General features: G+C 69.7%; 24 protein-coding genes. 9 read left to right on the top strand and 15 right to left on the bottom strand.

The features are described 5' to 3' along the window. Window positions 1-63: 63 nt before the first annotated feature. From AB0P03_RS37385 to AB0P03_RS37360, 6 genes are all read right to left on the bottom strand, one after another. On the bottom strand, window positions 64-762 hold the full coding sequence (locus tag AB0P03_RS37385) for a hypothetical protein (RefSeq protein ID WP_363633151.1): 699 nt from the start codon (window positions 760-762) through the stop codon (window positions 64-66). 686 nt (window positions 763-1,448) lie between these two features. Beyond that, complete coding sequence (locus AB0P03_RS37380; RefSeq protein WP_363633149.1) at window positions 1,449-1,832, bottom strand: hypothetical protein; 384 nt, start codon at window positions 1,830-1,832, stop codon at window positions 1,449-1,451. 282 nt (window positions 1,833-2,114) lie between these two features. Continuing rightward, window positions 2,115-2,786 carry a nucleotidyl transferase AbiEii/AbiGii toxin family protein gene (locus tag AB0P03_RS37375; RefSeq protein ID WP_363633147.1) on the bottom strand — a complete coding sequence of 224 codons (672 nt, stop codon included), beginning with the start codon at window positions 2,784-2,786 and terminating at the stop codon, window positions 2,115-2,117. Further along, window positions 2,783-3,034, bottom strand: a complete 252-nt coding sequence (locus AB0P03_RS37370; protein ID WP_363633145.1) for a transcriptional regulator — start codon at window positions 3,032-3,034, stop codon at window positions 2,783-2,785. Before AB0P03_RS37370 ends, AB0P03_RS37375 begins: the two co-directional genes overlap by 4 nt. Window positions 3,035-3,184: 150 nt before the next feature. Next, complete coding sequence (locus tag AB0P03_RS37365) at window positions 3,185-3,619, bottom strand: SMI1/KNR4 family protein (protein WP_363633143.1); 435 nt, start codon at window positions 3,617-3,619, stop codon at window positions 3,185-3,187. Window positions 3,620-3,820: 201 nt separating this feature from the next. After that, entirely contained in the window at window positions 3,821-4,036 is a 216-nt protein-coding gene (locus AB0P03_RS37360) for a hypothetical protein (RefSeq protein ID WP_363586085.1), read from the bottom strand. Window positions 4,037-4,170: 134 nt separating this feature from the next. On the opposite strand from AB0P03_RS37360, the gene AB0P03_RS37355 reads away from it, so the two are divergent. Both AB0P03_RS37355 and AB0P03_RS37350 read left to right on the top strand, forming a co-directional pair. Beyond that, window positions 4,171-4,473: a hypothetical protein gene (locus tag AB0P03_RS37355; RefSeq protein WP_363633141.1), complete on the top strand. Its 303-nt coding sequence runs from the start codon at window positions 4,171-4,173 to the stop codon at window positions 4,471-4,473. After that, entirely contained in the window at window positions 4,466-4,729 is a 264-nt protein-coding gene (locus AB0P03_RS37350; RefSeq protein WP_363633140.1) for a hypothetical protein, read from the top strand. The genes AB0P03_RS37355 and AB0P03_RS37350 overlap by 8 nt, the downstream gene beginning before the upstream one ends. A gap of 392 nt (window positions 4,730-5,121) precedes the next feature. Here the strand turns inward: AB0P03_RS37350 and AB0P03_RS37345 are convergent, their stop codons facing one another. Beyond that, a complete protein-coding gene (locus tag AB0P03_RS37345) occupies window positions 5,122-5,961 on the bottom strand; it encodes an IS5 family transposase (RefSeq protein WP_363633138.1) in 840 nt (279 codons plus the stop codon). Window positions 5,962-6,021: 60 nt separating this feature from the next. On the opposite strand from AB0P03_RS37345, the gene AB0P03_RS37340 reads away from it, so the two are divergent. Further along, complete coding sequence (locus tag AB0P03_RS37340) at window positions 6,022-6,348, top strand: hypothetical protein (protein ID WP_363633136.1); 327 nt, start codon at window positions 6,022-6,024, stop codon at window positions 6,346-6,348. 1,732 nt (window positions 6,349-8,080) lie between these two features. Here AB0P03_RS37340 and AB0P03_RS37335 read toward each other — a convergent pair. Continuing rightward, window positions 8,081-8,416 carry a hypothetical protein gene (locus AB0P03_RS37335; protein ID WP_363586080.1) on the bottom strand — a complete coding sequence of 112 codons (336 nt, stop codon included), beginning with the start codon at window positions 8,414-8,416 and terminating at the stop codon, window positions 8,081-8,083. A 110-nt stretch (window positions 8,417-8,526) separates the two neighbouring features. Between AB0P03_RS37335 and AB0P03_RS37330 the strand changes: the two genes are divergently transcribed. Beyond that, window positions 8,527-8,742: a hypothetical protein gene (locus AB0P03_RS37330; protein WP_363633135.1), complete on the top strand. Its 216-nt coding sequence runs from the start codon at window positions 8,527-8,529 to the stop codon at window positions 8,740-8,742. A gap of 242 nt (window positions 8,743-8,984) precedes the next feature. Here AB0P03_RS37330 and AB0P03_RS37325 read toward each other — a convergent pair whose 3' ends face one another. Beyond that, a complete protein-coding gene (locus AB0P03_RS37325; protein WP_363633133.1) occupies window positions 8,985-9,257 on the bottom strand; it encodes a hypothetical protein in 273 nt (90 codons plus the stop codon). A gap of 9 nt (window positions 9,258-9,266) precedes the next feature. Here AB0P03_RS37325 and AB0P03_RS37320 point away from each other — a divergent pair, with 9 nt between their 5' ends. After that, complete coding sequence (locus AB0P03_RS37320; protein WP_363633131.1) at window positions 9,267-9,410, top strand: hypothetical protein; 144 nt, start codon at window positions 9,267-9,269, stop codon at window positions 9,408-9,410. 143 nt (window positions 9,411-9,553) lie between these two features. Then, the gene (locus AB0P03_RS37315; RefSeq protein WP_363586077.1) at window positions 9,554-9,757 is read left to right on the top strand and encodes a cold-shock protein; all 204 of its coding nucleotides are present in this window, start codon (window positions 9,554-9,556) and stop codon (window positions 9,755-9,757) included. A 45-nt stretch (window positions 9,758-9,802) separates the two neighbouring features. On the opposite strand, the gene AB0P03_RS37310 is transcribed toward AB0P03_RS37315, so the two are convergent. Beyond that, complete coding sequence (locus tag AB0P03_RS37310; RefSeq protein WP_363633129.1) at window positions 9,803-10,000, bottom strand: hypothetical protein; 198 nt, start codon at window positions 9,998-10,000, stop codon at window positions 9,803-9,805. Between the two features lie 593 nt (window positions 10,001-10,593). Between AB0P03_RS37310 and AB0P03_RS37305 the strand changes: the two genes are divergently transcribed. Continuing rightward, a complete protein-coding gene (locus AB0P03_RS37305; protein ID WP_363586076.1) occupies window positions 10,594-11,106 on the top strand; it encodes a hypothetical protein in 513 nt (170 codons plus the stop codon). A 679-nt stretch (window positions 11,107-11,785) separates the two neighbouring features. Here AB0P03_RS37305 and AB0P03_RS37300 read toward each other — a convergent pair. Next, the gene (locus AB0P03_RS37300; protein WP_363633127.1) at window positions 11,786-12,529 is read right to left on the bottom strand and encodes a hypothetical protein; all 744 of its coding nucleotides are present in this window, start codon (window positions 12,527-12,529) and stop codon (window positions 11,786-11,788) included. 210 nt (window positions 12,530-12,739) lie between these two features. Beyond that, window positions 12,740-14,002 (bottom strand): beta-ketoacyl-[acyl-carrier-protein] synthase family protein, encoded by a 1,263-nt coding sequence (locus tag AB0P03_RS37295; RefSeq protein WP_363633125.1) that lies wholly within the window; start codon window positions 14,000-14,002, stop codon window positions 12,740-12,742. A 66-nt stretch (window positions 14,003-14,068) separates the two neighbouring features. On the opposite strand from AB0P03_RS37295, the gene AB0P03_RS37290 reads away from it, so the two are divergent. Next, the gene (locus AB0P03_RS37290) at window positions 14,069-14,686 is read left to right on the top strand and encodes a TetR/AcrR family transcriptional regulator C-terminal domain-containing protein (protein WP_363633123.1); all 618 of its coding nucleotides are present in this window, start codon (window positions 14,069-14,071) and stop codon (window positions 14,684-14,686) included. A 184-nt stretch (window positions 14,687-14,870) separates the two neighbouring features. Here AB0P03_RS37290 and AB0P03_RS37285 read toward each other — a convergent pair whose 3' ends face one another. Beyond that, a complete protein-coding gene (locus AB0P03_RS37285; protein ID WP_363586072.1) occupies window positions 14,871-15,086 on the bottom strand; it encodes a hypothetical protein in 216 nt (71 codons plus the stop codon). 306 nt (window positions 15,087-15,392) lie between these two features. Further along, window positions 15,393-16,304 carry an aminoglycoside phosphotransferase family protein gene (locus AB0P03_RS37280; protein ID WP_363633121.1) on the bottom strand — a complete coding sequence of 304 codons (912 nt, stop codon included), beginning with the start codon at window positions 16,302-16,304 and terminating at the stop codon, window positions 15,393-15,395. Window positions 16,305-16,811: 507 nt separating this feature from the next. On the opposite strand from AB0P03_RS37280, the gene AB0P03_RS37275 reads away from it, so the two are divergent. Next, window positions 16,812-17,240, top strand: coding sequence for a hypothetical protein (locus AB0P03_RS37275; protein ID WP_363633119.1), 429 nt, complete (start codon window positions 16,812-16,814; stop codon window positions 17,238-17,240). Between the two features lie 917 nt (window positions 17,241-18,157). Here AB0P03_RS37275 and AB0P03_RS37270 read toward each other — a convergent pair. Beyond that, window positions 18,158-18,610 (bottom strand): hypothetical protein, encoded by a 453-nt coding sequence (locus AB0P03_RS37270; RefSeq protein ID WP_363586069.1) that lies wholly within the window; start codon window positions 18,608-18,610, stop codon window positions 18,158-18,160. Window positions 18,611-19,262: the final 652 nt, after the last annotated feature.

The following is a 19,262-nucleotide window of genomic DNA, read 5'->3' as shown; positions in this document are numbered from 1 at the left end:
GTCCAGTTCGCGTTCCCGTACCGGGCTTGTCGGCCGGGTGTCCTGACGGCTCCTTATCGCGCGCTACCCGGGGTGCGCCGCGAGCGCCCCGGCCAGAGTCGCCGGCTTGCGGTTGAAATCGCCCATGACCGCCCACTTCTGCCCCGGCCTCGCCGCGTCGACCGCCGTGAGCTGGTCGACGGCATCGTCGCCACCGTCCGTGAGCATGTGCGCGCTGTAGAACCAGGTGTCACCGAGCTTGAGCCCCAGCATGGGCTTCGGATACTTGCCGGGAACGTCGAAGTCGTCCCGCCAGCCGATGACGTCGACCTGCCCCTGCCCGTCGCGGACGTCCAGGTTCGCGTGGGTCATGAACGCGATGTTCGTGCCGGTGCTGTTGGTGTTGAGGTAGTAGATGTAGACGGTGTCCGCGTCCGGGGCGGGACGGCCCGTGACCGTCCACTCGTGCTTGTACACGGAGTACGTGTTGTTCTTCGCCCCTCCGGATCGCCTGAAGGTCCCGATGTCGACCGGGTCGTTGGGCACCGGCGAGTAGAGGTCGTAGCCCCTCGGTGCGGTGACGGTGTCCGGCACCTCCTGGAGGGCCACCGCCTCGCGCCCCGGGAGGAGGTAGGTCAGCGCGGTCTGCCAGTTCTTCTTCTTCCGCTGCATGTTCCAGGTCGCCACCGAGTGGTCGGCCACTGCGGCGGACGCCGACGAGGTGAGCACCGGGAGGAACTGCACCAGCGTGGCGAGCAGGGCCAGGATCAGTACGCCCGTCACACCCGATGCCCGAGGCCGAGTGAGGAACGGTGGTTTCACCGGGTTTCGTACCGGCCGTGGTGGGCTGTGGTGCTCGAGCATGCCGTCCTCACATCGCGGGAACTGGACCGGCTCCCGCGGGACGCCGTTCGCCGACCGGCATCGAACCAGGCGGAGATATACGCGGCATAAACGGCCGAACGACGGCGCGCCGGGGCGTGTGAGGGTGCGTCGGAGAATCGAGGGGCTCCGGGGCCTGCGGCGCCGCAACCCACGAAGGCCCGCCCGCAGTTCCAGGACTGATGTCCAGGTGGTGGCCCGTGCCCCGCGAGGGCACGGGCCACTGCGGTCAGGCCCGCTAGCGGCGGTCCTCCTCGACCGAGCCACGTAGACCACTGCCGTCCCGGACATCCGGGATGATCCGTCGGCGGCAGCGGACCTACCTCGGGTAGGGTGCGGGATCGGCTGCAATGCGTAACGGGGACCCTTCGCAGCACTTCGCCCCGCCGAGCAACCGCTCGACGGGGCGAAGTAGTCAGGCCCCCGGATTAACCAACTGCGTCCGATTCGAGCGCGAGGGGCCTCGGCCTGTCGCCAGTCGGTCTGCGCTCCCCCCGTGGTCATCACACTGTCGTACAGCGCGGCACCGGGGCCGTACAGCGGACGGCGCGCGGCCGTGCGGCTGAACGGAGCCGACCGTTCCCGTGTCAGGTTCCCGAGGCCAGCGCGCCGACCCGCAGTTGCGCGAGCAGCGGCAGCACGTTCTCCTGGTCGCCGTCGGCGGTGAGGACGAGGAGTGCGCTGATCAGCACGTGGGCCATGTCGTCGATCGTCTGCAGGTCCGCCGGGCGCTCGGACCACAGGCGCAGTGTCTGGGCGAGGAGTTTGGCCATTCGGGTGCCGGTGTCGGTCCGCATGCGGGTGACGGCGTCGTCCAGTTGGTCGGCGGGCAGGCCGTCGTGGACGCCGTGGGCGGCGGCGAGCAGGGTCTGGAGGGCCATGTCAGCGTAGTCGGCGATGGCGGCCTGTAGGGGTTTTTCTCCGGGGCTGCCGGCGGCCAGGCTCCCTACGGAGCCAACATCCACAGCCACGACCCGGACACCTGGAGCGTCGTGGCCTGGGCCCAAGTCAGCAACGGCGGTTTCTGCGGTGTGTCGGGCCCGGGCGACTGGCACATCTACGCCACCGGAGGCACCTCCGGCACGCCGACGCCCGGCGGCGGCTGATTCGGGTCGGTGCGTCAACGGCCACCCCGGCTGGAGCGACCACCTGACGTAGCGGCCTGGCCTCGAGTGAACACCGGCCCCGACGCGAGGAGGCCCCGGCCCCGGGCACCGTAGCCGTCCGGGGCCGCACCCAGGGAAGCGGCCTTGTCAGCCGTCCTCGTAGTCCCCTTCAGCGGCCAGGCGCCGGTCCAGGTCACCAACCCACTCCTGCGCCCACGTCCGCAGGCCGGCGATCGCGTCGCCGTCGAGGCCGTACGCGGCGAACTCGGCGTCGTCGATCCAGTCCGCGTCGGCCAGGCGGTCACGCAGTTCGGCCAGGTCGAAGGTGTCGCGGGCGTGGCGGCGTCCGAGGTCTTCCAGGTCCCGGTGGCTGAACCAGCGGGCGGCGGCCTGGACGTCGATCAGGTCACGGGCGTAGCCGCGGTCGGCGAGGGCGCGCATCTTGGTGCCGACGACGACGTCGACGCGCAGGACGGGGCCGAACTCCAGTTGGACGGCGGGCTTCCAGAGGTGTTCCTTGAGGACGTCGACCTCGCAGCTCTCGCCGGTCTCGGGGTCGGTGACGACCAGGCGGCCCGACAGGGGGACGACCTCGACCTCGTGGACCTGCCATCCCCGCTCGGTCAGGCCTGCGGTGAGTGCTTCGGCGATCTCTTTCATCGCGGCCGGGTGCTCGGTCGCGACGTCCAGGTCCTGGCTGAGCCGGTCGGCCAGTCCGTGGGCCTGGACGGCGTAGCCGTCGGTCAGCACAAGCTGGTAGGGGGCGCCGACGGCGAGGACGTCGGCCAGTAGGCGCCGGTGGAGCGGGGTCAGTCTCACGCCGCGGCGGGGCGGGCTGCGATCGCGAGCTCGGTGAAGGCGGTCTCCCACACCGTGCGGACGGCGGGGCCGACCAGTGTCCTCAGCACCGGCCACTGTGCCACGAGGAGGCCGGCGTCCAGGAGCTGTGGAAGGTCCTCTCGCATGCCCTCGTTCAGCACGATCCGGTACAGGCCCATTCGCTGCCGCGGCTGTTCCAGGTCGAAGGTGCGAAGGCCCGACCATGCGAGGTGCAGCGGAAGCTCCACCCGGCCGGCCGTCGACCCTTCCAGTTCCCCGAGGGAGCGCGGAAGGCGGGCGGCCGGTTACCCGGAACGGCTGTCGGCGGAAGCAAGCGGCGTCATGCAGACGATTTTCCCCCTCCTTCCCGGCCGGTCTGCGGGCACCCGGGCATGGGACTACTGATACCAGGCGTCTCCACCCTCGGCGAGTGAGCGTCCAAGGTAGTCCCGCAGGTCACGGGCCGCCCAGCGGCGGCTGTCGGTCTCGTGTTCCCAGACGAAGACGTCCGGCCTCCGTGGCGTCCGCACGAAGGCGAACTGGTCGCCGCCACCGTTGTCCCCGAAGAACAGAAGGGCGTCGAACGGCATGTACAGCTGGGCGAAGGAGCCGTCCGACCGGAAGCAGATGTTCTGCTCGACGATCTGCTCGATGCTCCAGACGGTGTCCACGCCGGTCTGCCCGACGATCCCGTTGCTCTCCAGCAACAACTGCTTTAGCCCGGCCGGCAGCTCCTCCCCGAGCTTCCGCTCCGCCTCGGCGAGGACTGCCTCGTCGGTGGGATCCCTGAAATCGGCGTCGGGGAACACGTCACGGGCGACTTGTCTCCACATGACCGGAAGCGTAGCTATCCCGGACGACAAGCTCACGCGGGACGAACCGCGCTCAGCGACAACCCGGTGTGGGACGCCACCCCTGGCTCGTCACCGGAACGACAACCTTGGATAGATTCGCGACCGCTTCGAGGCGGCTCGTCCTTGGTCCGGTTTATGAAACCTGCGCAGGTCAGAGCTGTGTGGAATGGTCGGAGCGGGTCAAATCTGCCGGTCCGGGTCGGAGAAGGTCAGGCCGGCGGCGAGCGGGCGCCGCGCCGGGGCGGGCGCTGGCGCGGTCTCGCCAGGCGGCTGGCGGAAGTCCGCGCCCTGCTCCACTGGCAGCAGCTGGCGCCCGCCGGACTGGGCAGGCGCGGGAGCGTCGGCGGCGGGCTCGGAGAATGCGGGCAGCCCGAGGCTGCGGCGGTTGGCGGTCATGATGACAGTCTCGCAGGACCAGCCAACTCCCGGACGCAGCCGGTGGAGATCGGGAGTGACCATGGCGGGCGCGGCCCTGCGACCGGCCGGCACCCGATACCGTGGTGCCGAGAGGCAGAGGCAGGAGGAACCCAATGAGCCTCCAACCCATGTACCACCACCACCCACCGCAGCCCCGAGTGCCGCGCATCCCCGACGGCATCACCGCCCCCCTGCAGGGCGGGCGCCGGATTGAGTTCTACCGCGAACTCGGCCAGGCCCCCATCGACCAGGCCGAGCAGGTCCTCAACCGCTGGTGGTGCGAGGCCGAAATGGACACCGACCCCGACCAGGACCGCATCATCGCCGCCGCCCGCAACGCCACCCTGCCCACCACCACCATGGCCGACGTCCTACGGCTGCGCCGTGAGCGGGGCGGGGACCTGCCGGGTGAGTGACGAAGAGCCGGACGGCCTGTGGCCGGTCCTGCCGTCCGAAGCCGTCCAGGACGCCCTGTCCGATCCCGGCCTGCCGGTCGACCTGTTCTCCGCGATCGTCGCGATCGCCGAGAACCCATGGCTGCCGGAGAGCAGCGCCCGCGACAGCGCCGGCGACTGGCGTCGACTCCCGATCCCCCACGGCCGCGGCCTGGCCGAGTACGTCATCGACACTCACAGCCACCTCGTACACCTCACCCGCATCATTCCCCTCTGACGGGCCGCCGCCTCGCCGCCCGAACCTGCCTCGCGCCGATCGCTGGCGCGGACGGCCGAGAGGCCGCCGGATTACTGGTCACGGCCGTGAGGCAGGAGCCAGAAGACGCGCGGACGGGGCTGCTGTCCGAGGCGCGCGTTAACCTGCCAAGGCCCCAAGAAGGCACTGGAGGCCGTCACCCCGCGGGGTGACGGCCTCCAGGCCTTCAGTCCAGGGATTGCCCTGGCAGGCGCAGGGACTCGGAGGAGGTTCTGCTCTCCGGTTCCGCCGCCGGATTCAGCGGGCCGACGCGGTGGAGACGGCGGCGCGAACCCGCACGACGGTAGTCTCCGGGCGGCACACCGGATCGGGCCTCAGTGGGCGTTTAGTGTGGGCTAATTGCACCTTATGCCCTAGTAGGTTCCTCGCCAGGTTGGTGTGCTTTCGTCCGCTATGCGCTTGGTGAGGTTGTCGATCGAGGCGACGTGGATCATGGCCTCGGAGCTGGCCGGGAGGGTCTCGCAGTCGCGGGCGAGGCGCCGCCGCAGCATGATCCACCCGAGACTCCGTTCGACCACCAACCGCCTTTTCGCAACATGGAATCCAGGGATGTCGGACTTCCGGTGGACGACTTCGACGTCGATTCCGAGGCCGGCTCCATGCTCGACCATGGCGTTCTTGAAGCCGGTGTCGACCCAACTCTTGGAGATGCTCGGACAGGTCTTCTTGGCCTGATCAAGGAGCTGTATTCCCACGGCGTTCTCGGACAGGCTCGCGGCAGTGACGACCACGGCGAGGATCAGGCCGATCGTGTCAGTGAGGATCCCCCGCTTCCGACCGACGATCTTCTTCGCGGCGTCGGTTCCCTGGCTGGTCACGGGCACATTGGTGGAGGTCTTCACACTCTGGGTGTCGATCACCGAGGCAGTCGGCTCAGGCTTGCGGCCTTCCTTCACCCGGGCCAATCCGGTGAGATCGTAGTTCAGCTGGGCGAAGATTCCCTCGTCGCGCCACGCGGCATAGTAGGCGTAGACGGTGCCGTGGTTGGGGAAGTCGTGTGGAAGGTATTTCCAGGGGATTCCGGTTCGGTTGACGTAGAGGATCGCGTTGAAGACGTCGCGCAGGTCGACTTTCGCCGGCTGTCCGGTGGGCCTGCGGTCGAGCCGGGCCTTTCTCCAGGCCGTCAGAGTCGGCTCGATCAGGGCCCATCGGGCGTCGGACAGGTCGCTGGGGTACGGCTTGCCCTGAGCCATGACACAGCGTCAGCAGCAACAAGCCGGAGGATGCCGTTCCGCTGCTGATCGGGCGATTCCATGACGTCTACAGACCAGACGGACTTCGAGCAGCTGGAAGCCGTCCGCACGGCCAACGCCGCGCTGCGCCCGTGCTGGACGTGCCGGGGCTCGATCGGCGGTAAGGAGGGCTCGAAGCTGGAGCTGCGGGAGAAGGCCGGCCCCGACCGGCTGGAGCGCCCGGGGTGCGTGCAGGCCCGCACCGCAAAGGACCTGGGTCTGTTGGTGCTGCCCGCTCCGAACAAGCGGGAGCTGGTGACCGCGCTGGTGTCCGCTCCGGACGATCCGTGGTGGGAGGTGCGGGTTTTGCACGTCAGGCTCTATCCGGTTCGGGACCGTGGGGTGTGACTGCTGCTGCCCTCACCTGCGCCGTGGGTCCGTGCATGGCGCGTCCCGTCGCCTGGTCGTGCCTGCCCAGTCTCACTGATCATGGCGGTGGCGCTTGTGCTGGGCTGAGGCTCGTGTCGAGCGGCACCAAAGAGTGCAGTACCGCAGGGAACAGTGCAGTAGGTAGTTCAGTGCCGCGCGGAAGAGTGCAGTCGGCTGGACTTTCGCCAACGTCTCCGCTGGTCAACGGACTTTCCGCCTCATCAGCGGACCGCCCGTCCGCCAGCGCGGGTCGAACCTTGCTCATCGGCTTGCGCCCTTCCGCGCGGTCGACGGCACCCGGCCCACCGCACGAAACAGTGCAGTCCGCAGGTCAGCGGGCTGCCGACTGCACTCTTCCGCGCCGCTCAACAGCTCGCCAGGTTTCATGAGACGGATCGGGGATGCCAAGCTCAGGGATCATGGCATTTCTTGACTGGCGCCATCGGTGTCGTCCCCGGGTGAGTTTGACCGCATCCCGTTTGGGGCACGACGTGCTCTCACGCGCGGTTGTCGCGCTCACGTGGGAGGCACGTGTCCGACGGCGGTTCCCACACGAGTCCTTCCGCCTCCAAACTGTCGATGATCCACTTCCGGCCAGTCTCCCCTGCCACTGCCCAGGTGTATTCCATACAGCGGCGCCGCTTCCGGCGGAGCCTCCACAGCCTCGTTCGCCCACGAGGCCCTGCCAGGTTGTGCACGAGGTCGGCAAGCCACCCGATGCAGACGACATAGTCATCGCCCATCCACTGGTAGAAGGGCTGTCGCCGCCGGGCCATAGCGCGAATCTGAATCACAGCGAGGTACGTCAGGGCCGCAGCGGCCTCGTCATCATCTACCGCCTTCATAGCGAGTCCCCTCTCCTCCAAGCCGCCGAGTCCCACCCTGCCAAACTCCAGTGGCAGGAAACTACCGGTCGTCAACGCTCAGTGGCGAACGGTCAGGGTCCAGTGACGCCGGACAGAGTGGTTCGCCACCGGCCAGGCTCGCCGAGACTCCGCCAACGCCCAGTGCGAGCCCGGGACCGCGACCGGCAGGGCCAGACGTCCTTTGAGCGGGCGTGTGCTCACCGGGTGAGACCCACGTCAGGGAGGGCTTGGAGGGGGTAGGCCGGATGGTTCGTGCCGGATGTGGTCCGGTAGGCGCGGTGCTTTCGTGGCTGGCAGCAGGTGGCGCCGGCCGCCCGACACCTCTCACCCGAAGGATGGACGTTCATGCCTGCTGCGCGTAGGGCCACGGTCGCTGCGGTACTTCTCGCCACGGTCGCCTTCACTCTTCCCGCTGCCGCCACCAGCGCGGACGCCGCGGAACCGGGGGTGACATGCGATGACGGCGTCGATACCGGCACGTTCTTTCCCGGGCTGGATGACGTTCCGAAGGACGAGGTCGTCACCCACGCCGAGGTGGGCGGAAACTGTTCGGGGTCCACCGCCGAGGGTCTGACCTCGTTCACCGGCAGCTTCACCGGCATCTCCTGTGGCGGCCCTCACGGGTCGGACTCCCTCGGGTCGGGCACCGAGATTCTGACCTGGAACGACGGTTCGACCTTGACCTGGCAGTTTGACGGACCCTACCTGGACCATTCCCCCAGCGGGATGTACATCGATTACGGCGGCCGGGTCACCGCCAGCCGCTACCAGGGCCTGAGTCTCAACTCTCGTCTGAGTTGGCAGAGCTCAACCCGAGCAATAGTCAATACCTGTGGATGGCTTGGTCATGGCCGCGGGTTGGTTCCCCGGATGGCCTGCCAGCCGGAGTGCGGGGCAGCCGAGGTCAGGAGTTGTACTCCTGTGCCCCGGAGAGTCGCCAGCCCGGTGTGGACGGGGTCGAGTTCGTCGACGGATCGTCCGAAGTAGGCGAGGATCTGCGTCAGCTCCAGGTCGATGGCTTCTGCCGAGTCGCGGATGTGGTCGAAGCGGGCGCCGCGACGGACCGGGCCGAGGATGCAGCGCACCGTGGCCATGGCCTCAGCCGAGTTCACGATGGTGACCTGGTCGATCTGCAGTTCCACCTCGGCTGTGTGGCTGCCAGGGCTGAGGAGCTCGGTCACGCCGCCACCTCGGTGCGCTCGACCAGGGCGCTGTTCTCGAACCTGCCGCCGGCGCGGACCACGGCGACCAGGTGGGCGCCGGTGATCGCGCGCCAGCGGTCCAATCCAAGGTGGCACCCACCCACAACTGGTTCACCCTCCTCGACGTCGGAGACTTCGGCTGGCGCTTGGTCCACGGATATCTCGACGGCGCTCAAGGGGAGAATTATTCCATTTTCAAGCCGTACGACTGCATCGGCATGGACACCAGCGGTTACTTGCCCGCACAGGTATGGGGTTCCCAAAAGATGGCCCCGAATGTTCTCTTCCTCGGCAAGGCCCCCTGACCGAAGTAGGACGTGAACTTGGGCCCTGCCTCCGGAAGCGTGAATATGGACGGATGGTGATGTCGTCAGCGAGTGTGCAGGATGCGGTGCCGCAGGAGGTGCTGGACGGCGGCGTAACGCTCGCGGGTCCGTCGCACGATGAGGCGATGCGGATAGCTCCTGGGTTCGGCCGGCTCGGCTCGTGACCTCTCCTCGTCCGAAAGGCGCCCACCGCGTTCGGCCTCCCTGGACCCAGGTGTTCGCTACCGGGGCGGGCGCCGTTTGAACGGCACGACGTTGGGGCCATCGGTCGTGAGTTCGTCGCGCAGGCTCTGGTTCTCCATAGTGAGCTGGTTGACCACGCGGACCATGGCGGGAACGTCGACCCGGAGCTGGCTGAGCTCCTTGTTCTTCGCGGCGACGGTCTTCTTCAGCTTGGCGATCGTGGCCCGCAAGCGGGCTTCGGTGTCCAGGACGGCACCGCGCTGCTGGACGTGCTCGTAGAACTCGTTGCGCAGGTCCGGGTGGCCTTGCACGCCGAAGGCATGAGCCCCAGCCGTCCCAGCCCGTCGGCGCCGGGTTCACCACTGTTCCAGGAACGCACGCAGCTCGTCGCGCTGACGGGCTTCGTCCGCGAGGACGGCAGCCAGAACACGTCCCTGCGCCGGCCCGGGGGAGCAGCTGCATGATCTCTGCTGTCGTGGGTACCGTCTGAGTTAGCAGTCGTGGATCCGAAGTACCGCAGCACCGGCAGTCGGAGGACCAGGGCGATCACCTCAACCCCAGGGGTACGCACCAGCGCGTATCTCGTCCCCGACCAGGGAGCAGCAGCATGGCCACCGGCACCGTGAAGTGGTTCAACGCCGAGAAGGGCTTCGGTTTCATCGAGCAGGACGGCGGCGGCCCGGACGTCTTCGCCCACTACTCCAACATCGACTCGCAGGGCTTCCGTGAGCTCCAGGAGGGCCAGAAGGTGACCTTCGACGTCACCCAGGGCCAGAAGGGCCCCCAGGCCGAGCACATCCGCCCCGCCTGACGTTCGCAGCACGACGCCCCGTACCGGTCTGGTGCGGGGCGTTCGTCATGCTCGGACCTGGTCGTGCCGGTCAGCCGGCACGCGGCGCAGCAACTGGGCGGCGAGCTCGGTGTCCAGGCGCTCGGCGTCGCCGGGGAAGCCGTGGCTGGCTCGCAGCGCGGCGCGCAGTTCCTGCAGCGTGTCCATCGGCGGCAGACCGAGACGGCCGCCGCCGGGCCCGTGTTCGGCGGGCTGGGCGCTCATCCCCAGTCCCCCTTCTCTCTGTCGGCTGTGCCCGGCGCCACGCCGGGCCCGGGTCGGCGGGGCGTCCTGGCGCTACAGGTGCGGACCGACCATCAACACGGTGACCGTGCCATCCCTCTCGGCGTCGCCCTGGTGACCGTCGGCGTCGAGGTGGTCGTAGGTCCAGAACAGGCGCCAGGCGCTGGCACCCAGGTCGACGTACGACGTCCACGCCCGGCACCCGCCGTGGCAGGCCGGGGTGGCGGGGGTCGGCGGCCCGCACCTGTAGGGCGCGGCAGCTGACCGGTGCGCTGCGCGAGTCGGTGGAGCAGGTGCGCACCGCCGTCCTGGTGCTGGCCGAGCGGATGCGCAGCGCTGCACGCTGCTTTTCTGTCCTCGACCTGGCCGGTCGAGGACATGCGGACCCGCCTGGCGCGGCGGGCGGTGCGGGCCGAGTTGTCGGCCGTGGACGACAACCGGGTTCCCCAAGGACGGCAAGGCCTCGCCCGGGGTCGCCCGGCAGTACTCCGGCTCCCCCGGCACCGCGCCGCTGCCTGGCGATGGGCACCGCTAGGATCCGGGAGACGTCAGGGGACGGCGGACGGAGTCAGGGCATGGGCAGCGCGGACGAGGCAGCGGTCAAACGGAAGTTGGGGATCGAGACCTGGCGGAGCATGTCCAAGAACAAGGTGCTCAAGTTCGCGGCCGCGATGCCTGAGATGGCCACCGGGGTGCGGCTCAAGCTCATCGAGCAGTTCCCCGCCTTCAAGGACCTGGGCAAGGCCGACATCGATGCGGTCAAGGAGGCCCACAAGTCCACGCTCGCGGCCAACGAGAACAGCCAGGAGCACTTCTACCGGGCTTCGCAGGACCAGCGGGACGCCCTGCGGGCCGACCTCGGTCGGGACGACCTCAGCTGGGAGCAGCGGGAGGCCCTCCACGACCGTCTCGACCGGAACGTGCGGCAAGTGTCTGAGAAGGACAGCGAGAGCAAGCAGTTCCTGGGGACAGGGATGAAGGTGGTGGCAGCCGCCGGTGCGGCCGCTCTCGCACTGAGCGTGGTCTTCGTCGGCGGCAAGGTCGGTGGTGCGAGCGAGGGTGGTTCCGAGGGGGCCCAGCAGGACTAGCTAGCGCTGGGCGGCTGAACCACCCGGTCTCTCCAGCGCACGCCTGCCACCTGGCGGCCCCCGGGTCGCGGCGAGGCGCAGCACGGCCGCGCCCGGGAACCTCGGGGGTGCGTTCCGTGCGGGCCCGGCCGGTGGGAGGCCAGCAGCGCCGGGGTCACGGCGCTGCTGCTCTGCTCGGCGCCCTGGTGGTGCTGTGGCGGGACCACCGTGGCGGGAATGCTAGACCTGTCTCCCGCCCGGGAATAGGGCTGCGACCTGCGGGGGCGGAGCACTCCGCGGCCCACCCGGGCGATGCGGCAGGCCGCGACGGCGGCCCGGTAGCCAACCGTACCCGGTGGAGCGGGAGGGCAGCAGGCGCGCCCGGCCGGGGGTGGGGAAGACCGAAGGGGAGGGGACGGAGACCAGGCTCGCGGGCTGGCGGGGCATCGTGGCGCTACAGGTGCGCCGTACGTGAACTCCTCGAGGCAGGAGCCCACGCTGAGGTGCGGCAGCAGTAGCGCCCACAGACCGCTTTCACGGAGGCGCGGGCAGAGCCGATTCCAGGAGGCGCCAACAACGCCTTCGACGTCGCCGCTGGTCGCGACTCCACGCTACGAGGGGAATGGCGTAATAAGCTCCGAGAGCGGGAGGACTGCGGCGACTACCACCGCCCGCGCGGTGCCCTCGGCGGCCAGGCGCCCTATGAACGGCTCGAGCAGAAGATCCCGACGGCGTAGACGCGGACCGGGTCTTTCCCGCTGATCAGGTGGAACCGGGCGGGGTCCGTGTTGACCGCCTTGGCGATCTCGCCGTCCCGCCAGTTGGACGGATCGAGCGCGAGGTACTGCGCACCGCTGCGTCGCAGGTCGGTGTAGAGGGCGTTGAGGTCGTCGGTGGCCGTGACCTGGACAAGCTTGCGTTCCATCTTGAGGCCGATGAGCGGCAGCCGGATGTCCGGTCCCTGGTCCGTGATCGCGATGACCGATCCGTGGGGCAGGCTCCGCACATGGCCGAACGTGTTCCACGGCCAGACCTGGTCCTGCTGCTTGCGGCGGTGGCGCATCAGGTCGATCGTCTCGTTCACGGTGTAGTAGTGCGGCGCGATCTCCGTCGCCGACACGTGGACGGGTTCGGTTGTCTTCCACACCGAGTCGGCGCTGGTCCCTGCCAGGCCGAACCCGACGGCCACCGCGACCGCCCACCGGACGTATCCCGCCGCACCCACCGGCCGCTGCCTGGTCCCGGTGATCCGGGTCAGGAACACCGCGAGGAAGACACCGCCGAGGATCGTCAGGTGGATCGTGTAGCGCGCCCACCACGGGCCCGGGCTGCGCGGCGCTTGCTCTTGCCTTTGCGGCGCGAGGTCACAATCTCGTCGCTCGTGGGCGTTGCGAGGGGCCGGCCGCTTGTGGGCGTGCCGCATCTCCTCAATGTGTGTGACCACGTCGGCCGGTGTCGTGTTCGGCTGATGGTGTGGCGTCGAGCTTCGGTCAGTCAACCCGTGTTCGACGTGTCGCGGGTGCCGGTTCACCCGTTTCGGCGCCGTTGCTCAGGAAGTCCCCGTCCCTGCGGGTGATATGTGTGATCGGACGGGTCTTGCAATGTTCGATCACGCGGTAGCGGCCCTGTGGGGGCAGTGGTGGGTTCGCGTGGGTCATGGTGTCGTCGAGGCGGTGCGGGATGTGTGGTGTTGTGCGCGGGTGACGATGAGTGAGACGTTCTGTCCGCCGAAGCCGAATGAGTTGCTGAGTACGGCCTCCTGGGGGATGTCTCGTCGTGCTGTGGCGACATCGAGGTCGATGTCGGGTCCGATGCCGGCTGCGGTGAGGTTGCGGGTCGGCGGGATGACGCCGTGTTCCACGCTGAGGACGGCGATGAGCGCCTCTATCGCACCGGCCGCGCCGAAGAGGTGGCCGAGTGCCGCCTTGGGGGCTGTGACGGTGGCGCGGCCGAAGACCTTTCTGATCGCGTGTGCCTCGGCGGTGTCGCCGGCCGGGGTTCCGGTGGCGTGGGCGTTGATGTGGCTGATCTGCTCGGGAGTCAAACCGGCTTGGACGAGGGCCTTGCGCATGGCGGAGACCTGGCCGGAGCCGTCGGGAGCGGGTGCCGTGATGTGGTGGGCGTCGGCGGCGATGCCGGCTCCCGCGAGCACGGCGTGGACGTGTGCGCGTCGGCGGCTGGCATGCTCGGCGCTTTCGAGTACCACGACGGCGGCGCCTTCGCTGAGGACGAATCCGCTGCGGTCCGCGGCGAACGGCCGGGACGCCGAGGCGGGTTCGGCGGTGTACCGCGACAGTGCTTGCGCCTGGGCGAAGCCGGCGACGGTGATCGGGGTGATCGCGGCCTCGGTCCCGCCCGCGATGACCACGTCCGCCTCGCCGGCACGGATGAGTCTGGCCCCCAGGGCGATCGCCTCGGCGCCGGAGGAGCATGCCGAGACAGGTGTGTAGGCCCCGGCCCGTGCGCCGTATTCGATGCTGATCAGCGCCGCTGCCGCGTTGGGCATGAGCATCGGTACCGTGCGTGGTGAGACGCGCCGTGTCCCGGCCGTCTCCAGTACGTCGTCTTCCTTCAGTAGCGTTCGGACGCCCCCGATGCCCGTGCCGATCGCTGATGCGAGCCGGTCCGGGTCGACCTGCGGGGCGCCGGCGTCGGCCCAGGCTTCGGCTGCTGCGGTGAAGGCTGCCTGCTGTGAGCGGTCGAGCCGCCTGGCCTGCGCCGGCGGCAGCGACTGGGCGGGGTCGATCGCCATCGTCCCTGCGGCGGTGTCGGGAAGGCCGGCGTCCTTGTGGCCGCGCAGGGCGCCGCCGCGGATGCCCGACCGGCCGGCGAGCAGGGCTTTCCAGGTGGACTCCACGTCTGCGCCGAGTGGTGTGATCGCGCCGAGTCCGGTGACGACGACTTCAGTCCTGTGCATGCCCTTCAACCTTTCTTGTATGCGATACAAGCGAACGGGCCTAGTTGTATCACATACAATTCGGGTGTGGAGAAGAAGCGAACCGAAGCCCGACCAACGCCGGCCCGGTCGCGTGACCGCGGTCGCGCGACCAGACGCCAGCTGATCGAGGCAACCGCACGGCTCTGCAAGGAGCGGCCCGGCGCCGAGGTGAGCGTCGCGGAGATCGCGAACGCGGCAGGCGCCTTCCCCAACCAGGTCACCTACCACTTCGGCTCCAAGGACTCGCTGCTCGTGCACGCCGCCTTTCTCGGCTTGCTGCACGACGCCCGACGGATCGAGCGCATCGGTCGCCAAGCCCCCGATGCGGCGACGTTTCGGCGCAACATCGCCCGCGCCGTACTGGCCATGCCCTCGCTCCCATCGGTCGCGCGAGCACTCGCCGCCGGGATCTCCAAGCCCGAACTCGCCCCTGTGGTCGACCGGCACCTCCAGTTGCTGTTCCGGCAATCCCAGCGCTTCGTGAGCCAGCTCGTCGACGGTCGCGGCTGGAGGGTCCGTCGACCGCTCGACGTGGAGGCCAGGACGTTCTGGAGCACCGCGCTCGGCGCAGTGCTGCTCGTCCGCGCCGGGGCACACGGCACTGTCGCCGACCTCGACCTTGCCGGAGCACTGACCATCCACGACGAAACCGAACACTGCTAGCCCGGTCGAACGGGCCTGTGGCGACGACGAACGCGGTTCCCGTCCGAAGGCGGCCCTGTCGTGCGAACGCGGCCCTGTCGCGGCCGGCACGTTCGCGGCCGGCATGTTCGCCGTCGCCGACGAACCCCGTTGCGGCTAGGGCAAGGCGTCAAGAACCTGCTCGCCGGCAACAGCCCGGCCTGTTTCAGAAGTGGATCAACGGCTGTCGTCCCTCCTGACGTAGCGAAGCGAGCCAGCCCCCGTGCTGGAACTCGGCAGGAACCTCCTCCTCCCACGGATCGACCCCGCGACGCTCCAGTTCGCCGGACCGGCGATCCCGCTGCGACTCGGGAAGGCCCTGTCCGCGCCAAGGGCAGAAGCCGACCGCGATGCCCGATGCGCCACCGTCATGGATGATCAACCCGCGTTCCTGGAGTCCGGCACTGAACCGAATCAGTGCGTCCGGGCAGCCGAAGGGGCCGCCGTGCCGGTCACCAGGCCAGTTCACCCGGCTCGCCACTGCCTCACAGCAGTTGGGGCGGTGGCGAACCGGGGCGCGGGCGGGGCGGGGCACGGGCGGCCCCCCGCCGGCCCTCTTCTCACCCCGATCCGCCTACGCAAACCACCGCACCCGGACTCCCCCGGGCCCGTCCGGCAGGCTTGCCGGTTCACGGCGCCCGGTCTCGACTGACGCTGACCGTTACCGTCCTGCGCGACGGGGCGGGGGTCAGGTGAGTGCTTCCACGATCCGGGCGCAGCGCACCGGGTCCTCGGTGAAGCCGGCGCGCAGGCCCCATATCCAGTACTCGACGGCTCGCAGTAGTGCCCATTTGCGGGCGCGGTCGGGGTCGAGGTCCGCGGCGTCGGTCAGGGCGTCGATGCACCACTGGACGCGCGAGGGGCCGAGTTCGTCGAACCGGCTCCACAGCAGGGGTGCGACCTGGTATTCGAGGACGCCGCGCACGATCAGCGGGTCGACGACCGACCAGTGTCCGTCGGGGGTGCGCAGGACCTGGTCGTAGTGGAGGTCGTTGTTGACCAGGACGGTGTAGTCGTCGTGGGACAGTTCCTCGGCCAGGTCCAGTGCGTGGTCGAGTGTGTGTCGGGGTATCGGGCGGCCGAGTTCCTCCCACTGGGTGGGGAGTTCTCGTCGGTGGCCCGCAGCGATGTCTGCCGTCGTGCGCAGGCCGTCGGGTGGCTCGATGGCCAGCCGCCGTAGCAGTGTCCCGATCACGGGGACGGCCTGTGTCAGTGGCGCGTCGCGCAGTGGACGGGTGTGGTCGAGGCGTTGCAGCAGCATGACGCCCGCCGTGGTGTCGGTGTCGAGCAGGCGGACCGCGCCGTGGCCGTTCCACAGGCGCAGGGCGAGTACCTGTTCCTGCATCTGCTGGTCGGGCCACGTGACTTTCAGTGCCAGTGGCTCGCCGCCCCGGCGGACCGGCACGACGAGGCTGTTGTAGCCGTGCATGGGTGGCCCGTCGACCTTCAGGTTCCAGCGGTCGCACCATTGGGCGACGGTGTCCGGCAGGGCCGCCAGCCACCGGCGGCCCGCTTCGCCCTCGTGCTGCCAGCGGCCGAAGGCCCGAAGGGATTCGGGTACCTGCGTCAGGCGGTGTTGCTGCGGGCTTCCGGAAGTCACGGCGTCTCCATCCGGCGTCTCCGTTACGGTCTGGTCCAGGCCTTGTCGTCGGGCCCGTTCCTCGCTGATCGATGTGGTGCGGTTGCGGTGCACTGCGGGTGCGGCGCGCCTATCGGCGAGGTGCGGTGCGGTGCGTCCGCAGGGGCGGTCGGGTCGACAGGTGATCCTACGCACCGGATGCCCTTGCCTGTCAGGCCAGTTCACGCCGAGGGCCGGAGAACTCCCGTACGGATCCAGGACGGGTGTACCTGTGCGGAGGTGCTTGTGCCGCCCGTCGGCCGTATCCCCGGCCCACGGGAGGGACCACCTCGTCCTGGCCCTTGTGCGGCCCGGGCGGGCGGCCGCCGGAAGCACTCCTGGCCCGTCTCCCGCCCCCTCTGCACCCGGGAACAGTTCCCCGACCGTCTCCCGGCCCTGGGCGGTACCGGGTGGGGTTGTGCAACAGGTCGTCAACAGGTTCCGGTGAAACGGCCACGCAACCGTGGCCCGTGGGCGGATCATGTTCGGGTGCCGATCATTGCGAACCCGCCCCCGTCCCCGCCCGCCAGGCCGCCGTCCTGGGAAGACCGGCTGGAGGCCTGGGTCGGGATATGCGCGGCCCGACTGGCCTTGTGGGGCCACGACTTCACCGACGGCGCGTGGCCCGACACCGAGGACCTCGCCGTCCTGCTCGCCCGAACCGCGGACGAAGTCGCCGAGATCCCCTCGATGCGGCCGGCCCACCAGGCCCTCACCGCCGCCCTCGCCCGCGTCCACGCCGCCGAACGATGGCTCCGCCCCTACAGCGCGGTCTCTCCCTCCATGGCCTGCCACCATCTGCGCCAAGCCGCTGAACACCTCCACGCCGCCCACCGCCACCTCACCGACACCGCGCCCCGAGGCCGTCCCAGCCTTCCACCCCGGCGGGGCCCGGAACACACTCCCCCGAGCCCCTGACCGCACCAACAATCCGACCACCCGCCGACGGGCCGTCAACCCGGCCCGCGAGGGCACGAGGCGGGGAGGAGGCGACCGCGACGACAGTCGGCGATGCGGGGCGGCAGGGCAGCGGGGCGGCAGGGCGGGCAGGCGGGCAGGCGGGGACACCGGGCTCGCCACCATCCTGGCCATGACGGGCACGACGACCACGCGGGCACAGCAGGCCCGAACAGCTCGGCCCCGGGCAGCCCCCCCCTTTTTGCCTCATCCGGCCGGGGGACGACAGTGCGGCAGCCAGGCCGGGAGCGGGCCCGAGCGGGGCAGACCGGGGCAGGCGGTCACCGACGACAGACCGGGGCGGCGAACAGGCTCTCACCACCCCCGAGGCGGGGCGGTGACGACGACCGACAAGAGAACCCCGACAACAGGCTGCGGGCGGCGGCGCCGAAGAGAGCAGCGATCGGGACGACGTCATCCCCGGGGCGCAGCAGGATGGGACGGCCGACGCCTGCCACAACGACGGGGGCACGGCCGGGGACGGCGGGAGGACTGCGGGAACAAGGCCCGGTCGGTCGGGGCGCAGCCGGGCAGGCCACGCGGCACCGGGCGGCCCCGATGGCGCGACGCGCGAAACGGGAAATCCTCCTGTCGTGGATGGCTTCAAGGGGTCATCCGGGCGGGAGCACGCCGAAGAATTTCCGGTCCAGCAGCGCTGACGGGGCTGATGGCCGCTGGTATCGGCGACCCGGGGATGGGCAGTCATGAGGCGATCCACCCGCGCACGACTGTCCTGCGTCCCTACCGGGCCGGCCCACGGCAGCCAGGGCGGTCACCGATGGCAGACCAGACCAGCGAACAAGCGCCCCCGCCCCAGGGGACAAAGCGAGCCGGGACAGGCCACGCAGCCGCCGCGGAACAGCCAGGACGGGGTTGGTTCAGGGGCTCGGGCGGTTGCGTCTGGTGGCCGTGTGGAGGAAGCGCAGGGAGATGGCGAGGCCGGCAACGGCGGCGGTGGCCACGAGGATCATCGTGGGCTGGAGGGCGTCGTCGGGGTAATGGCTGCCGGTGACGCGTGAGGCCTCGGGGTCGTCGGCTGCGACCTCCAGCGGGACCGTCGCACCGATGCCCGGTGACCTGACGCCGTGCGGCGTGAGGGAGTCGGTGCTGTAGTCGCGGTCGGCAACCCGGTAGGTGAGCGTGTACCTCGTTCCGCCCTTCATGGCCACAGCAGCGGTGATGGTCGCGTCCACCCGTAACGGTGCGGCGTCGATGCGGCTCGCCGTCCGCCACTGCGACAGTGCCGCGACCGTGCTGAGAACCAGCGCCAGCAGTGCGGCCAGGGCGCCGGTCAACGGGAGGAACCACGCGCGGCGGATCAACGATCTCATGGTCTGTCACGCTACGCGCCGTCACAACGGTGAGTCGAGGAGTACCCAGCCCCCGTCCACCGGACAGACTTCCTTCCGCGGCTGCGCGGTGACGGATTACCGGCCAGCCGAGGCCGACCGGACGGTGTCCGGCCTTTCCCGCCGGCACGCGCCCGCGCCGCGACCTGGCGGCGTGGTACGGATACGACGATACGGACCTGCGAAGCGGATACTACCACGTCAGGACCCTGCTGGAACGGGCCGTTCGGGCCCTGCGGACCCGGGCCCGCCGAGAACTGCGCAGAGAACTCGGGCCTCTCGACGAACGCATCCTCGCCCGGACAGTCAACGACCCGTTCGCACCGGGTGACCTTCCCTGGTGGAAACGACGGATCGAGATATGACGAGGGGAGAACGCGGACGGGTACCGGGCCGCCGGTCACCCTGGCTGGTCCCGCCGAAAATCCGCAGGTCACATCCTCTGGTCCCTCACGGACCGCCTGCTTCATGAGCTACTGCCGCTGGTCGGACGAGGAAGCGACGCTCCGAGGAACCGGTGGAGTAGGAGGAGGGCTGGGCGACGCTGTGGGAGAAGCGGTCGCCGCCCCGCACGCGACGCGGGCGCGGTCGGGCAGGTCTCGCCGCACAGGAACCCCTTGCGGTGGCGGCATCG

Source organism: Kitasatospora sp. NPDC088779, from assembly GCF_040685395.1.
Lineage (GTDB): Bacteria > Actinomycetota > Actinomycetes > Streptomycetales > Streptomycetaceae > Kitasatospora.
This window is presented reverse-complemented; position numbering and strand designations above follow the sequence as displayed.